Source organism: Candidatus Cloacimonadota bacterium (assembly GCA_016932035.1).
Taxonomy (GTDB): domain Bacteria; phylum Cloacimonadota; class Cloacimonadia; order JGIOTU-2; family JGIOTU-2; genus Celaenobacter.
Map to the genome: position 1 here is coordinate 22,855 of JAFGDR010000036.1, position 16,916 is coordinate 39,770.

General features: G+C 40.2%; 15 protein-coding genes. 3 read left to right on the forward strand and 12 right to left on the reverse strand.

The annotated features are described in order from the left end of the window. Positions 1-35: 35 nt before the first annotated feature. The 10 genes from JW794_06475 to JW794_06520 form a co-directional block, all read right to left on the reverse strand. Entirely contained in the window at positions 36-1,328 is a 1,293-nt protein-coding gene (locus tag JW794_06475) for an amidase (GenBank protein MBN2017751.1), read from the reverse strand. After that, the gene (locus tag JW794_06480; GenBank protein ID MBN2017752.1) at positions 1,329-2,519 is read right to left on the reverse strand and encodes a CoA transferase; all 1,191 of its coding nucleotides are present in this window, start codon (positions 2,517-2,519) and stop codon (positions 1,329-1,331) included. Continuing rightward, complete coding sequence (locus tag JW794_06485) at positions 2,520-4,865, reverse strand: xanthine dehydrogenase family protein molybdopterin-binding subunit (GenBank protein MBN2017753.1); 2,346 nt, start codon at positions 4,863-4,865, stop codon at positions 2,520-2,522. Continuing rightward, positions 4,858-5,325 carry a (2Fe-2S)-binding protein gene (locus JW794_06490; protein MBN2017754.1) on the reverse strand — a complete coding sequence of 156 codons (468 nt, stop codon included), beginning with the start codon at positions 5,323-5,325 and terminating at the stop codon, positions 4,858-4,860. The genes JW794_06485 and JW794_06490 overlap by 8 nt, the downstream gene beginning before the upstream one ends. Beyond that, positions 5,318-6,190 carry a xanthine dehydrogenase family protein subunit M gene (locus JW794_06495; protein MBN2017755.1) on the reverse strand — a complete coding sequence of 291 codons (873 nt, stop codon included), beginning with the start codon at positions 6,188-6,190 and terminating at the stop codon, positions 5,318-5,320. Before JW794_06495 ends, JW794_06490 begins: the two co-directional genes overlap by 8 nt. Positions 6,191-6,336: 146 nt before the next feature. Then, positions 6,337-7,155, reverse strand: a complete 819-nt coding sequence (locus tag JW794_06500; protein ID MBN2017756.1) for a cyclase family protein — start codon at positions 7,153-7,155, stop codon at positions 6,337-6,339. An 11-nt stretch (positions 7,156-7,166) separates the two neighbouring features. Next, complete coding sequence (locus tag JW794_06505) at positions 7,167-8,585, reverse strand: DUF1116 domain-containing protein (GenBank protein MBN2017757.1); 1,419 nt, start codon at positions 8,583-8,585, stop codon at positions 7,167-7,169. Continuing rightward, complete coding sequence (gene fdrA / locus JW794_06510; protein MBN2017758.1) at positions 8,572-10,173, reverse strand: acyl-CoA synthetase FdrA; 1,602 nt, start codon at positions 10,171-10,173, stop codon at positions 8,572-8,574. Before fdrA ends, JW794_06505 begins: the two co-directional genes overlap by 14 nt. Continuing rightward, on the reverse strand, positions 10,164-11,039 hold the full coding sequence (locus JW794_06515; GenBank protein MBN2017759.1) for a DUF2877 domain-containing protein: 876 nt from the start codon (positions 11,037-11,039) through the stop codon (positions 10,164-10,166). The genes fdrA and JW794_06515 overlap by 10 nt, the downstream gene beginning before the upstream one ends. A gap of 283 nt (positions 11,040-11,322) precedes the next feature. Next, positions 11,323-12,768, reverse strand: coding sequence for a PAS domain-containing protein (locus JW794_06520; protein MBN2017760.1), 1,446 nt, complete (start codon positions 12,766-12,768; stop codon positions 11,323-11,325). 269 nt (positions 12,769-13,037) lie between these two features. Here JW794_06520 and JW794_06525 point away from each other — a divergent pair, with 269 nt between their 5' ends. Genes JW794_06525 through kdsB form a run of 3 tightly spaced genes read left to right on the forward strand, consistent with a single transcriptional unit; the run spans position 13,038 to position 15,619 of the window. Beyond that, positions 13,038-14,108, forward strand: coding sequence for a glucose-1-phosphate thymidylyltransferase (locus JW794_06525; GenBank protein MBN2017761.1), 1,071 nt, complete (start codon positions 13,038-13,040; stop codon positions 14,106-14,108). A gap of 12 nt (positions 14,109-14,120) precedes the next feature. Continuing rightward, complete coding sequence (locus tag JW794_06530) at positions 14,121-14,900, forward strand: electron transfer flavoprotein subunit beta/FixA family protein (protein ID MBN2017762.1); 780 nt, start codon at positions 14,121-14,123, stop codon at positions 14,898-14,900. Then, complete coding sequence (gene kdsB, locus JW794_06535; protein MBN2017763.1) at positions 14,894-15,619, forward strand: 3-deoxy-manno-octulosonate cytidylyltransferase; 726 nt, start codon at positions 14,894-14,896, stop codon at positions 15,617-15,619. Before JW794_06530 ends, kdsB begins: the two co-directional genes overlap by 7 nt. 58 nt (positions 15,620-15,677) lie before the next feature. On the opposite strand, the gene JW794_06540 is transcribed toward kdsB, so the two are convergent. Beyond that, positions 15,678-15,956, reverse strand: coding sequence for a 2TM domain-containing protein (locus tag JW794_06540; GenBank protein ID MBN2017764.1), 279 nt, complete (start codon positions 15,954-15,956; stop codon positions 15,678-15,680). Positions 15,957-15,969: 13 nt separating this feature from the next. Beyond that, the gene (locus JW794_06545) at positions 15,970-16,914 is read right to left on the reverse strand and encodes a mechanosensitive ion channel (GenBank protein ID MBN2017765.1); all 945 of its coding nucleotides are present in this window, start codon (positions 16,912-16,914) and stop codon (positions 15,970-15,972) included. Positions 16,915-16,916 lie beyond the last annotated feature (2 nt).

The following is a 16,916-nucleotide window of genomic DNA, read 5'->3' on the forward strand; positions in this document are numbered from 1 at the left end:
TAAATTCAATGACTATTTTCTTCTGATATGTAATGCTAAATCATTGAAAGACTTTTTGAAAAAATCAATAATTCCTCATCTTCCTCGAATTCACCTGCGATCTGCAAACCATGTGGTAAACTATTGATCTCACCAATAGGAATCGATAATGTCGGCATACCTGCATACGTCCAAGGTAAGCTCATTGCAGGATCACCGGTCGAAGTGAGACCTTTTGGTGGAAGAGAAGTTGCCGACGGTGAAATCCAAATATCAATACCTTCTCTCTTCATGATTGTCGAAAGGTGATCTCTCAGAATAATTATGCCAGCCTTAGCTTTTTTATAACTATCTTCAGTTACTGAATTACCATTTTCAATCAGTTTTTTTGAGTGTAAGCTATATAGTTCTTTGTATTGAGAATACCAATCTTTATGAACACGAGCAAATTCATAGGAGATCATATCCTTATGCATCGAATTGATCTCATCAATGTTTTCAAAAACAGGTACTTCGATCATTGAAAAACCTGAATTTCTGATCTGGTCTATCTTTTTGTTGAAGCCATTGAGAATCGTTTCAGAAGCTTGTTTTATATATCGTCCTTTGGGAATTCCTATAACAGGCTTTTGATTTGCTAAATATGTTCCGGTTTTCCAATCGTTGCAAAGAACTGAAGAAACGGTATGTATGCTGTCAAAATCCTGGATGAAAAAGCCGATTTGATCTGCTGTAAGTGAAAATGGGATCAAGCCATCGTTTGGAATTCTACCTGTGCTTGGCTTAAAACCAAACACACCGCAATACGCTGCCGGTCGAGTAATAGACCCGATCGTCTGCGTACCAAGTGCACAAGGACAGAATCCTGCGGCAACTGCTGCTGCAGAACCGCTGCTCGATCCGCCCGGTGTATGGTTCGGATTGTGCGGATTTCTTGTTGGTCCTGGTTGAAAATAAGCGAATTCTGTTGTGACCGTATTCCCCAAAATGATTGCACCTGCATCTTTCAATCTTGTCACTGACGCAGCTTCTTTTCCTTCAAACTCGCTTGCAGGAAGCCTCGAACCTGCTTTCATTTCAAAGCCATCGACGCGAAATATATCTTTAACTCCTATAGGTATTCCAAAGAGAACGGCTCGATCTTTTGGATCCGGAAATCGCTCATATAGTTCCTTTATATCTTTATTAAGGCGTTTTCGTCGTCCTTTTTCGGGTAAAAAAGCATGAATTGCTGAATCCCATGTATCCAGTTTGTCACACAAATCCTCAATAAGTTTTTCAGGAGTTATACTCCCTTGGTTTATCTGATTGATAATTGTTGATAAAGAACATTCTGAAAGATATTTCAATTAAATCACACCATTTTCTTCTAGTTGAGCCAGTTTTTGATCATTATAACCAAGATATTTTTCCAGCACTATCTTTGTATGTTCGCCTAATTTCGGTGCAGGATTCCGTTTTTTCTCGTTCGGGAGCGATGTCATCTTTATAGGATTCCCGGCAACTTTGATTGAACCGGCTTTCTCGTCATCGACATTGACGATCATATTGCGTGCATGAATCTGGGGATCATTCATGATTTTTTCAATATTATTGATCGGACCAACCGGAATGCCTTTACTCTCCAGAAGTTCGATCCATTCTGACGCTTTCTTTGTGAGAAAGAGCTCTTCCAGCATTGGGATCAGTGTATCCATTTTATTATTTCGATCAACATTTTTAATGTAATTTGGATCAGATGCCCAATCCTCTTTTCCAACAGCATAACAGAATTTTTGCCAGAGATTATCATTTCCGATCGGAAGCACAAAATACTCATCCTTTGCCATAAACGCCTGGAATGGACTGACCGTGGGATGTTTGTTTCCAATCGGTGTTGGTGATGTTCCATCAACCTGGAAACGGGCAAGGGCATTTTCAAGAATTGCAACCTGGCAATCAAGCATTGCAACATCGATGAGCTGTCCTTTTCCGGTTTTATCCCTTTGATAGAGTGCTGCACCGATTCCAACTGCAGTAAAGAGACTCGCCGTTATATCTCCGATTGACATACCTACTCGTGTTGGAGGAGTATTGGGCCATCCTGTAATGCTGATCATGCCGCCGCGAGCTTGTGCAAGGAGATCATAGGATGGTTTTTTTGAGTCAGGTCCGGTTTGTCCGAAGCCTGAAGTGGAGGCATAGATCAAACGAGGATTTATTGTATGCAAAACATCATAACCCAAACCAAGTTTTTCCATTGTTCCGGGACGAAAATTCTCGACAAGCACATCAAACTCTGCCACCAAGTCTTTTACAATTTGTTTTGCTTCATCAGATTTCAGATTTAAAGTGATACTTTGCTTTGCCCTGTTCAAGCTTACAAAATAGAGACTTTGCTCATTCTTAAAAGGACCAAAAGTCCTTGAATCATCACCGCTCTTTGGTCTTTCAACTTTTATAACTTCAGCGCCAAGATCTGATAATACCATGGTGCAAAAGGGACCTGCCAGCACACGTGTCAGATCGAGAACTTTTATTCCTTCAAAGGGTTTGGACATCTATTTCTCCTTGTTTTTCAAATATGTTAAAGCCACTTTCTCCTGCGTGATTGGCATAGTTTTTACCCTGATCTCGAGTGCATCCTGCAATGCATTCGCTATCATTGGAGCTGCAGGTATCATCGTATGTTCACCAACTCCACGTGCACCAAAAGGACCATCCGGCTGCGGAACTTCTATTATGATAGGCACGATCTCGTCGGGAATATCCTTTGCCGTTGGAATCTTATAATCAGTGAAGTTTGGATTGAGCAATTTCCCTTTGTCATCATACCGAATATCTTCATAAAGTACAGTAGAAAGCCCCTGCAGCAAACCTCCGGTGATCTGACCTTTCACCAAATCTGGATTGATCGCTTTGCCGGCATCGATGGCTTCGACAGCTTTTTTAACATGCATTTTGCCCGTATCTTTATCAACTTCAAGTATAATCGCCGCAGCGCCGACGGTGTAATGTACATTAGGATGACCACCCTGACTTGTTTCCGGATCACTATATGCAGAGGTGAACTCAGGCATAAAAATACCTTTCCCTAATATTGGACCACCTCTAAAAGTCCCGTCCTTTGCCTGAATGCCGTTTATCACAAAATCCTTGAGGGGGAGTTCGAAATCCGGTTTTGTTTTACATTTTACTTTTTCATCTTCCAGATATAATTGCTCTTTGGGAAGCACACATGCTCTTTCGATCACCTCAAATATCTGATCTCGTGCATTGATCGCTGCATTCTTGACAGCATTTCCGCATGACCAGGTGACGTGTGAAGCAACGGTCTGCCATTCGTAGGGATTTCGATCAGTATCAGGATTTTCTGTTCGAATTTTCGAAACAGGAACAGTAAGAATTTCAGCAGCTATCTGAGCCATGACTGTTAGAAAACCCTGTCCCATATCCATGCCGGATACAAGAATATTCAGACTTCCGTCTTCGCTGAATTTTACAAATGCTGCTGACGATGCATTTGGCGGCATTGCAGGTGCTTTCCAGATGAGCGAGAATCCCTTACCAATCGCCTTATGTGGATCATCAGACTTGACCTTCTTACCCCACTCGATTTCTTTTTCTACTGCTTCGATCGCTTTATGTAATCCGCTTGGATTCATGGGAACACCATATGCAAGGATATCACCTTCTTTGATTGCATTCTTTTTACGAATTGCAACCGGATCGAGTTTGAGATATGCAGCAATTCTATCTATATGTGATTCCAAACCGAACATGAATTCCGAGTAACCAAATCCTCTATACGCTCCACATGGCGGGAGGTTTGTGTATAGACAGACAGAATCAATGAAGATAATCGGGAATCGATATGGTCCAGTCGCAGAGAGCCCTATTGCATTTACCACATTTGCACCATATTCGGCAGATGCTCCTGCATCCCAGTATAATCTATGATCGATAGCAGTAAATGTGCCATCCTTTTTCGCACCGATCTTGAGTTTGGCAATAACGCCAAGTCGTTGTGAGGTATTGTAGAATTCTCTTTCCCGAGACCAGATAACCTGCACAGGATTTCCTCTCAGTTTTGTTGCCATCGCAGCAGCGAGAATTTCCATGGAAACACCAGCTTTCCCACCGAAACCTCCACCGATCGGAGGTGCAATAACACGTATGTCTTTGTGGGTGAAACCGAGTGGTGCAAGCGCTTCGGCAAAGAGATTTCTTTGTGTATGTGGTGACTGCGACGATGCCCATACAGTCAATCTGCCGGACAAATCACATAAACCGACCGCTGCGTGCGTTTCGATCGGACAATGGGAATATCGCGGAACACTGTATGTATCTTCGAGTATGTAATCTGCTTCTGCAAATCCCTTTTTGATATCACCTCGTCTCGTTTTACGCCAGTGGGCAATATTCGTTTTTGCTTGAGGAAAAAACCATGGAACATGTATATAGTCACCAAGATCAAGATGTATAAGTGTAGCATCCTTTTTTAATGCTTCCATTTGATCGAGTAATGCTGGAAGGGCTTCGTACTCGACCTTTACAAGTTTAGCTGCGCGTTCAGCAATTCGTTTATCACGAGAGACCACTGCAGCGATCTGCTCTCCGACAAATCTTACACGATCCATAGCAAAGATATATCTATCTTTCATATAAAGCCCGAATTTGTAGGGAAAATCTTTGCCCGTGAATACTGCAATCACTCCCGGAAACCTTTGAGCTTCAGAGATATCAATATGCTTGATAAGTGCATGAGCTTCAGTACTTTCGACGAGAGCCGTATAAAGAAGGTTTGAACCATATTCCAGGTCGTCTGTAAAGTGTGTCGCACCACTAACTTTTTCTTTACCATCGATTCTAACAATTGGTTTACCAACGAATTTCAGATCACTCATTATTACCCTCCTTTGTTGCATTTTCGACAGCTTCAAGGATCGGTAAATAACCAGTACATCTGCATAGATTTCCTGAAAGTGCTTCTTTTATCTCTTCTCGTGTTGGATGTGGATTATTATTGAGAAGTTCTGTTGCAGAAATGATTACACCCGGTGCACAGAATCCGCATTGAAAGGCATTATTATCTATCATTGATTCCTGCACTTTGCTCAAACCATCTTTCGATATACCTTCGACCGTAACAATCTCCTGTCCATCGACTTCCACAGCAAGAATCAAGCAGCTCCGAACACTTTTTCCGTTAAGAAGTACACTGCATGAACCGCAGTCACCCCTATCGCATCCACACTTCGGACTCTTAACTCCGAGTTTTTCTCGGAGTACATCGAGAAGGATTTCATGCGGTTCGATATCGACTAGACGTTTCTCATTATTAAGAGTAATTTTGATCTTATGCATTTTCACCTCCATGAAGCCTGGAAACAGCTTTCATCAATCCCCGTTCTAACATTATACCCATCATGTGTTCACGATATTCTTTCGATGCCCGTACATCACTGATCGGAAATATATTATTAAGCATTATCTGCTTTGCTTCTTGGATTACATTCTGATCTATTACTTTTCCATTAAGAAATTCTTCAATATGATATAAGCGTTTTGGGATCGGACCTACAGCGCAACAAGCTACATGATACTGATCATCATCAAATGCAAGGATACAAATCCCTGCTTGTGCAAGATCCTCACCCGAGTACCGTCCAAGTCTTTCATAGCATCCAGCATGCTTTCTTTCGGGAAAATGTAATGCAATTCCTGTGACAATTTCATCTGACTTCAATGTCGTCTTTTTGGGACCTGCAAACCATTCTGTAATCGGTACAATCCTATCTTTCGAAGCACTTCTGACAATGACATCGGCATCATATACGAGCAAGATCGGTGCAGAATCAGCTGACGGGACAGCAGAGCAGATATTACCTATCATTGTTGCCCTGTTGCGGATTCCCATCGATGCAACGGTTAAGGACATTTCCTTGATCAAGGGAAAATATCTTTGAATAATCTCTGATTCAATCAATTCTGAGAACGTAATACATGCACCGATGAAAAGGATATTCTCATCAAAAGTGATCTCGTGAAATGCTTCGATACCTTTGATATCGATCACAACATCCGGTGCAATGATATTATCCTTCATTTGGACAACAAGATCGGTGCCCCCAGCGAGGATGCGAGTTTTATCACGATATTCTGCGCGCAACTGCAAGACCTCTTCAATGTTACGTGGGTTATAATATTCGAAATCATGAAGTATAGACATATAATCCTTTCGCTTTAAATAAACTAAAGCGCAATAATTTTTAAATCCTCCCGATTATCGGAACTAATGACAATAACATTCTCATTGTAATAAGAATAAATCTTTAGTATTTTGTCTTTAGTTTTTTTTTATTGAATATCTTTTTTTTACTTCGGGGGTTCAAGAGCTACTATACGACACATTGATGATTCCAGTTCAAGACCGCGAAGCGGGAACAATCCGATCCAAACACGTTTATTATTCACCTTGTTGATCTCACCGCCAAGGTTTTCCGCATGAACTAATCCTTTGGGGAACAATTTCAGATGCATGACCTGGTAGTACTCCTCGAGTGGGAACATCTCGTCCCATGATTGATTGTATTTTGCTTTGAGTTTATTGTCAGCTTCAATAAATTTCTTTGGATGCCAGTCGCGGATAATCGTATTCATGGGATGGTCAGCACTTCCGCAGTCCACACCAATCCATTTGAATTTCATTTCCAAAGCCCATGTATGGAAATCCGGATCAGGTCCCGGATGCTTCACAAAATAACGCACTTCGTCAGACTCTGGCTGATCCCAGCTATAACGGTGATATCCTGTATTGATGATAAGAATATCCCCTTTTTTGATCTCAGCTTTGCTTTTCAGCATATCAGGTGAATAGAGTGAGTAATCCTCAACCTCGTCCGAGATATCGACCACAACACCATGCCCGATCCAGTCTTCGATCGGCACTTGTCCGATGGTCTTTCCGCTTCCGAAGAAGTGTATCTGTCCATCGATATGCGTACCCACATGATTACTTGTTTTGATGATCTGTCCGTTAGCTCCCTGTCCCATGTGCGCACCTGCTAGACGTTTGAAGTATTGAACCTGCAAGGGCATGTAACTCGGCCATGGAGGTGTGTGGACGCTGAGGGGTTGCGTCAGGTCATACACCCGCACCTTATCCATAAATTCGAGAAATTCGTTGTTATTCATAGGATCTCCTACTATTTATTCTTTTCTTTTTTATCCAATGATGTTATAAAGCCGGCAAGGGCTTTTTTAAATGGTTCATACGGAGCACTCAACACTCCTGCGCCAACCTGTCCGACTCCCGGTTTTTTGTGTGCAACACCTGTATCAATAAAGGGTAATATTCCTTTTTCATTAACCTTAATCACATCAATTCCCGTGGGTGTTCCACGGAAGTTCAGTGCAGGTATCTGATACATATTATTTTCTCCGGCTGTGATCTCATACATTTCCTGGGAATAATTAAGCGCATCTTTTGCAGCACCACCGATGAACTGAACAATTGCCGGTGACGCTGCGATTGCAAAGCCGCCGAGTCCGTTTGTCTCTGTTATGGAACTATCCCCAATATCGCGATTTGCATCATTTTTTGTATATCCCGGGAAGAATAATGCATCAGGGATTGGTGCCTGACCGACAAACCATTGATTTTTCGTACCGGAAAGTTGCAAGCCAAAATCCGTTCCATTACGCGTCATTGCCACAACAACACTACTCCCTTTGATATTTCGAGCTGCGTCGAGGGTGACTTTGCATGCAGGCATGGATAGATTCAGGAAGAAATGGTCATTTCCGTTTATGAATTCCAGCACCTTGATCGCGATATCTTTATCATTTGTTTTGATCACTACAGGTGCAATCGTTCGATAAAAGAGTGAGGTGGCAGCCCTGTTTCTGTTATGGACTTCATCACCCATATGAAGTGCCTGAGCAATCAGGTTTTTCAGATCGATCTTTCCGAGTTCTCTAACTGCCTTTTTCAGTGCCGGATACAGTACTGCTTCCATCCATTTGAGCTTTTTAACAACGTCATCGCTGAAAGCACCATAACGAAGCACTTTCCCCAAACCTTCATTCATGGTGCAGTATGCATGATTGCCAAAGGTTTCGTTTTTCAGGACAAAAACCGGCATAGAAGCTGAAACGATACCAGCCATTGGCCCCACCGTTTTGTGTTCATGACAGGGCGCATACTCGATCTCTCCCGACGATGCCAGTTTCTCTGCTTCTTTGGGATTTTTTGCCATACCTTCGTACATCAGTGCACCGATTATCGCACCACGCATAGGACCGCACATTCTCTCCCATGTGATCGATGGTCCAGCATGAAGAATGAGATTTTTCTTCATACCAGGGATCACATCGATTGCACGATCTAGATCGATGAGTACCGGTGCACCTTTCAAAATTTTCTCAAGGCACTTTTTGTTCTGCTTCTCGATATATGATTCGTTATTCGAAAGAACGTTTAGTATTTTTTTATCCAATTCTGCTGGTGGTTTCCAGTCAACCTGAACAGCATGAGCACCAGCTTCTTCAACATTTTCTTTGAACGAACTTAGCCCTATATTAATTACATTCAAATCTTTATTAAAAGGATCACTTTTTGCCATATGATTGTTCCTTTGCTCTTTTATATGATATATTTTGGATGATCAAACCTGCATATTCAGCGGCAGCGGCATTTGATTCAAAAACAAATACACCAGCTTTTTTCAGTTCATTTATCACCATCTTTTTATCTTGAGGGTCTTCTTTTGTACCAGTAACTGAACAGATGAAGATAATCTCCTTACCGGTTGACTGAGATTGTGCTCCTTTTATGATAGGAACGAGTTCTTCTGCAGGATACATATTCGATCCAAATCCGAGTACCACATCAAACAGTATAACTGCAACATTTTTGTCCTTTACTTCCTGGAGGATTCTTCTGTTCCGCAATGAATAATCGATCATCGGGTGCGGTCTGCCGAGCGTAAATTCATCTGCACCTATATCGATAAGTGTATTTTTCTTACTCTTCCATGGATCTTTCAAGACAAATTCTTTGTCTAAAGTTATGTTGTTATACACATCTGCGACCATATCTTGAAGAATGATTTGTGCTTCTTCACAGAGTGTGCCGCCGCAGAAAAGTCCGCGAATATATTTTTGCTTATCTGAGAAGTTTTGAATGATATTAAATATTCTTTTTTCATCCACCAAATCAGCTTTTCGTTTCCCGAGATAGTCCTCAACAGAATGCCAATTCTCATCTTTGGAAATCTTTTCTGCGATTAGTGCGGCTTGTTCGAGCGTATGTGCCGGGATGATCTTTGTATCTGTCAAAATCTTTTTATCACTTCCAAGAAAAACTGCGACGATCGGCTTTTTTATATCTTTTGATTTTTCAACTATTTTATCGACCACTACCTCTGCAGGTGGTTTGGAAGCAAGCACGATTACCTGAGTATTTTCGTCACGATCCAATGCATCCAAGGCTTGCAAGAACATGATACCGCCGACCTCTTTTTTCACATCCCGTCCACCTGTGCCGATAGCCTGGGATATGCCGACTCCCCTGTCCGAAAGGATCGAGCTGATCTCCTGCAGACCGGTTCCTGAAGCAGCAACAATACCAACATTTCCTCTTTTTACAACATTTGCAAAAGCAAGAGGAATGCCGTTTATGATAGCAGTACCGCAATCCGGTCCCATCACAAAAAGACCTTTCTCATGTGCATACGTTTTCAAAGCGATCTCATCTTCGAGCGGGACATTATCCGAAAAGATCATCACATGCAATCCCTTTTTCAATGCCTTCATTGCTTCCCGCTCTGCATATTTACCCGCAATCGAGATAAGTACAAGATTCGCATCCGGCATACTTTTCAGGGCGGTATCCAGACTCTTGGGCAAAAAATCCTCGGTATCACTCATCTCTTTCCTGATCGAATCCAAAATGCCATCAACGTGCTGCAATGCTTCTTTTGCATCCTCGTCTGTTTTTGCTTTGACACATATAAGAAGATCAGAACTCTCTGCTTTCCTGAATTCTGGAATGAATAATCCCGATGCATCGAGGATCGATCTGTTCTCTTCTGTGTTCATCACAACAGCAGCATCGAGTACACCATCCAAGCCGTTCAATTTCTGAGCAACGATCATCAATGTGACCGAATCAAAATATTCCCCTTTGTTAATTTTTCCTTTTATAACCACAGCTCACCTGCTTTCTTCCATGCAAATATAAATCCCACAAGCGTATCCGCTCCAGAGGTTGCTCCCACATCCAATAAAGATTCAACATGCGACATTAACTGCTCGTGGTTTTTCTGAAAAAGTGACATAATAAAATTCTTGAATCGCTCATTGAACAATCCCTTGTATGCACTGGTGAGAAAGGAATTTGAGATAAAATTCTCACCCTGGGCATATGTGTATATCAGTTTCCTTACTTCGGAAAGATCATTACCTTTGATCTCATGTTTAACATACAATCCCGAAAGAAGTCCGGCAAGGAAGTCATCTCCGCTCGGGGTAAGACCGAATCCGCATCCTTTGATCCAAGCAATCCCCTTTTTTAGATTTTCCAAAGTCCCTTTCTGCATGTATTCGATCCCTTGCTTTATTCGTTGTAAAAATGCTCTCTCGAAGGTTGTTGCGAAAAACGTTTCTCTTTTTTCATTGAAAAGAAAACTTAAGCTTTTTTCCGGGCTTTGTTCCGCAAGAAAGGATTCTACAAAGTTCAAATTTTCATAAAGTTTATCTACTTTAGCATTCTGGAATGTGATCTTTGAATGGTACTTCAAATCTTCATGCAACTGAAATGGGATCTTGTTTATGATAATAACATTTTGAAGCACAATAAGAGAGTGTATTTCACGTAGATCAAAGTAATGCAGAATGATATTGAATGGTCCTTTTCCAATGTCCTGATTTACGATTGAAAGAAGTATATTTCCATTCTGAAGATTGATCGTTCTGCTAAACCTCGAATGAATGTGATAAATACCCTCTGTAATGGTATCTCCATAGCTGATCAGTTTTGGGCAATAGTAATTTGGATTTCCACGTAATGAACTCATTATGGATTTTCTTTCTTATGTATTTTCATATCATTCATTTTCATGATCTCGCATCAACGTATTGAGTCATGAAACAAGGTTCTGAGTTGTCAAGAAAATGGTAGGAGTATCCCTATTAAATTACACCTATTAAAGAATAGTACACAAAGAATAAACTTAAGTAAATATCGGAATACTTAATTTTGTTATATCTTTCTTTGTCTATCGGGGATTAATAATACTTATTATAAGTATATATACTTTCTCACAATTCAGACTGTGCTTAAGTAAGTTTTGATATCCTCTAATTCTGTTTCTTTTCAGTCCCGTATTTTTCCAATTTCTGTTTTAACGTTTTGACCTTATCGCGTAATTCTTTTATCCTGTACTCCCTACCCTGGAATAGTTTATTGAATTCAAACAATTCTTTGTTACGTTTCTCAAGTTCTTTGGTCCTATTCTCAACCATCTCCTCAAGATGCTCTTTATATTTTTCGAGTTCTTTATGTGCTTCAACGTTTTCCGTCATATCAATAAATGAGCCAAGAAATCTTGTCACATTCCCATCCCTATCTCTTTCAAAAGGAACATCATATGATATCAACCATTTCCACGTTTTATTCTTCGTTTTAAAACGATAACTGACCATTATGACTTTATCTGTTGTCGAATGAACAACTTCAGCCATATGATCCATTACTTGCTGTCTATCCTCAGGATGAAAAAGTTCAATAAACGACGCTCCCATGCTGTTTATATCTTCAAGAGTCCATCCGGTAATTGCTGTATATTCTGTATTTATATACTCATACATATGCTTCTTTACATTGTATATATTCAAACCAGTAACGATTGAGTTAAGTATTTTATCCCGTTCTCTATTTTTCTCCTGTAATATCAAATCCTTTTTCCGTAGCTGGAGTTGTATCCTCGATAAGATCACTCCTACAAGAAGTGTAATTAAAAGAAACAGATTACGGGAAAATAACGAATTTAGAGGAACATGCACGAACATCATATCGAGAAAGCTGCTCTGACCTTTATAGAAAACAAAATAGTCCATGATCCCCTGAATAAACCAGAATGCACAACCGATCAGCACTGCCGCACTTATAATGTATGTAGTCTCTCGATAATCTGTTTTTTCTTCCGGATTAAAAAATTTTCGTATTGGAGCTATATGCATAAATACATCACAAATAAGAAGGAGTACATATGCAGTAATCGTGTGTTTGATAGCTACGAAAGCCACCCACGATATCGAGACAAAATTATTTGTTAACTGAGGTGCCCAGGGAGGAGGATTAAATGATACCAGCAATCTGAATAGTGTTAAAAAACCAAGTTCAATGACAATCCTGAATGGTATTTCAACGATATACATACTCGCGTACCATCGGTGTTCATGAGTTTTTCTGTAATCCGCCCAATAGCCATGCCATACTATCCAAAGGGTGAATACTGGTACAGCATAGAGAAATCCCCAGCCATCAGTAAACCAAAGCCACCACATTGTCTGGCACCCGCCTGCAAGTGCTGAGAAAAGGCCAAATTTCCAGCCCCACATGAGTGTTATAAAAAGCGGAAACAGAAGCCCAAAGAGAATGCTTACTTTAAAATCTGCGAACTGCATGAAATTAACTGCATGAAAATTTGCCCAGAATCCGATTAAACCAAAAATAACTGAAATGAGTATTTTTTTTATTTGAAAGCTACAAACACAACCAGCAGCTTTGTTTTTTTCATTCATTAAGAAGTATTTCCTTTGCAAATCAAATATTCAAGAATTAGTATCATCATGTATACACCCAAATTTCTCAGAACGAAATATATAGTGTAAGCAATATAAAAAAGCACACTGTTTTTATACCAATGATGTCAAGAATTATATAAAATATTGATTGTATTTAAGTTAATTTCTTGAAACTTATCACCTTATTTTATACTCTGTATTCATTGACATCATGAATCATGGTTTATCAAATGTCAAAAACAAAGCTCATTCTGGAGGTTTTTCATATGAAAGCATTGGTCTTATGTGCTGGAAAGGGTACGCGATTGCAACCCCTTACATACTCAATACCGAAGCATATTTTACCACTGGCTAATGTGCCGATCGTATATCATATAATCAAGAAACTCGTTAATCTCGGTATTACAGATATTGGGTTGATCGTGGGTTATAAGGAGGATAAGATTCGAGAAAGTGTCAGTGATGGCTCCCAGCTTGGCGCAAAGATTACCTATATTGTTCAAGATTCTCCAAAAGGACTTGCACATGCAGTAAAAATGGGTCAGGATTTCGTCGGCGATGAACCGTTTATGGTTTTTCTAGGTGATAATATTTTTGAGGATGACCTGACAAATCTGGTTCGTAGATACAATGATGAAAAGCCCTCCAGCATCATTATCCTAAAAGAAGTTGATGAACCACAACGATTCGGCATAGCAGTTCTTGAGGGAGATAAGATGGTAAAAGTAATAGAAAAACCGAAAGATCCTCCATCAAACCTTGCAATTGCCGGTGTTTATATTTTTGATAAAGATGTATTCCAGGCAATCGATGAGCTTCAGCCTTCTTGGCGTGGAGAATATGAAATTACCGATGCGATACAAGGACTTATCGATAAAGGACTCACTGTAAAAGGAGAAATTCTTAAGGGAAAATGGCTCGATACCGGCAAACCCCGTGATCTCATTGATGCGAATATGTATCTATGCGGTAAACTCAATGGCTGGCATATTGCTGGAGAAAGCGATCTCGACGAAGAATCCATCATAGAAGGGACGATCTATATTGGAAGAGGTTCTCGAATCCATACTTGCACATTGCAGGGACCGGTCATTATCGGTGAAAACTGTGAGATCGAAAATGCCACACTTCTCCCCTATACCTGTATCGGGAAAGGTTCAGTTATCAGAAATGCTCGGATTGAAAATTCAATCATCATGGAAAACACAATCCTCCGAAATATTAAAGGGAGAATAATCGAAAGCATAATCGGCAATAATGTTGAACTCAGCACACTCGATCTAAAGGGTGATTGTACCCTTTTGCTTGGCTCAGATGATAAAATACTTGGAATGTAATCAGGAGTTAAAATGAAAATAATTGTCTGCATCAAACAAGTTCCAGACACAACAGATATAAAGATAAATCCGGAACACAATACCTTGATTCGCGAGGGTGTAGAAAGTATTATAAATCCTTTTGACATGTATGCTCTCGAAGAAGCCCTGCGTATTAAAGAAGCCCACGGTGGCATCGTTACCGTTATCAGCATGGGACCTCCACAAGTCGAGATTGCCCTACGTGAAGCTCTTGCAATAGGAGCAGATAATGCAATCCTTATATCTGATAGAAAATTCGCAGGATCAGACACACTGGCAACGAGTTACACCCTCTCTGCTGCTGTAAGAAAAATCGGTGATTATGATATCATTCTTTTTGGTAAGCAGGCAATAGATGGTGATACAGCACAGGTTGGACCTGGTGTAGCACGGCATCTTGATATTCCGCAGATCGCGTTTGTGAAAAAGATAGATTCCATCGATAATGGTAAGATAACTGCACATCGGATGATGGAAGACGGATTTGATGTTGTTGAATCCAGACTTCCAATTGTCATCACTGTTGTCAAGGACATAAATGAACCGCGTCTCCCCTCTTTACGCACAAAAATGAAGGCAAAGAAAGCGGAAATCCCAGTTTGGACATTTGAGGATCTTGATCTGGACGAAAAGAGAGTCGGTTTGAATGGTTCTCCTACCTGGGTTGAGAAAATTTACACTCCATCACTTGAGAAAAAAACCATGATGCTGGAAGGTGAACCGGAAGAAGTTGCACAAAAACTCACTTCATATCTCAAGGAAATATGCTAAGTTCAGTTGCCATCATTCCCAGCAGGTTTGCGTCAACACGGCTCCCGGGAAAACCTCTCAGAAAAATTAGAGATAAAACACTCATTCATCATATTTACGACAATGTTATTAAAACTCGGTTATTTGATATAGTTGTTGTTGCAACTGATGATGAGCGAATTGCAAACGAGGTCAAAACCTTTCATGGCACAGTTTTTGTTTCAGAGAAAATTCACTCTTCGGGTACCGACCGTATCGCGGAAGTAGCAGCAAGCATGGATGCTGATGTCTTTATAAATGTTCAAGGGGATGAAGTATTTATAAACAAACACACTCTCGAACCTCTCATTAATTCCTTCGAAAATGAGAATGTACATGTTGCAACACTCGCCCATGAAATAGTTGATATTGAAGAAGTGCAAAATCCAAACAGGATAAAAGTAATTTGTGATATAAATGGATATGCATTATATTTCTCGAGATCGGCTATACCATATAACAGGAGGAACAAAAGTTACTCCTATTTAGGACATATCGGTGTGTACGCTTTTAGAAAAAATGCACTGATGAGGTTTGCTCAACTTCCCCAATCAAATCTTGAAAAAACAGAAAAACTGGAACAGCTTCGCCTACTCGAAAACGGCATCCCAATCAAAGTAATTGTAACCGATTATTCTGGATTTGGTATCGATACTGAAGAAGACATTAAAGAAGCGGAATTAATGATGAGAAATATGTAATATTTTACTTTAGATAAATCTCTCTATTCTATTATATGTGTGGCAATTATGGGTTTATCTAATTATCTTTATCCATATACTTCTTGATCTGGTTTTCTTCCCAATTTTTTCCGAAAATACCCCTCGCTCCAAATACATGAAATCCATGTGCAAATAATCCAATTCCCCATCCAAGAAGGGGCCAGTAGAACCATAATTGATTGGGTGTTGTTAAGATATTGATAAGAAACAATCCGAGATTAACAATGATATAAACAGCCACATGTGACCAGAATCCCCTGATTTCTTCTACACGGGCTTTTGCTTGTTTGTATTTCTCTGATTCTTTATCATACATGGTATATCTCCTTTTATTCTAGATTTTCCGGATCAGGTATCTTGTCTGAACCGTGACCAGAAAAATCCTGTGGTTTATTATAATAGATTCTCTTTGTCGGATATGCAAATTCAATTCCTTCTGTACTATTAAAGTTTGTTAAGATATCTTCCCATATTGCATGCTCGCTCATACGTCTCTTGCGTGGTTCACAAAGAAAACGGATAGTAAGCATTACTCCACTGTCCCTAACACTCGTATAAACCGTTGGAGTAAGGTTACTATAGAAGATCATATATTTACGGGAAGCTTCCTTGATCTTTCTTTCTGCATGCGGAGTAAGGTGTTCAGCATGCTTATTGCCGATTTGCTGGAGGATGGTTTTTGCTTTTTTCCAATTACTCTCAAAGGTTATCAGAACCGGTATTTCGTTCCAAATATACTGAAAACCCTTACTATAGTTCGCATGTACCTCGTTGAGTATTTTACTATTCGGGATATTGATGACCCGTCCGGTACTCTGGTCAGCATCGACCCAATTTCTGATCTCAAGCAAAGTAAATTGAAAAAGCCGTATATCGATAACATCACCAGCATGATTGCCAACCTGGATCCTATCCCCAACCTCAAAGGGTCTCCGCCATACAATGAATATCCAGCCAGCAATATCTGTGATGATATCTTTGAGGGCAATTGCAAGACCTGCAGAAAGCAAACCAAGGAACGTAGCAAGAGACTGAAATGCCTGAAGCCACACACGTCCAAGAAGAAGGAAACCGATGAATACGAAGATATAGGTGAGAGTCTTTTTCCATTTATATCGTTTTTTGGGCTCATCGATACTCTTCCACATAATCCGCAAGATGATCATGTGAATGATCTTTAAAACAGCAAGGACAGCTATTGTTACAACGATCTTCCAAACAATATCCTGTTCAATGTTCGTAAGGTTATGCAGCCATTCAGTAAATTTATCCATTT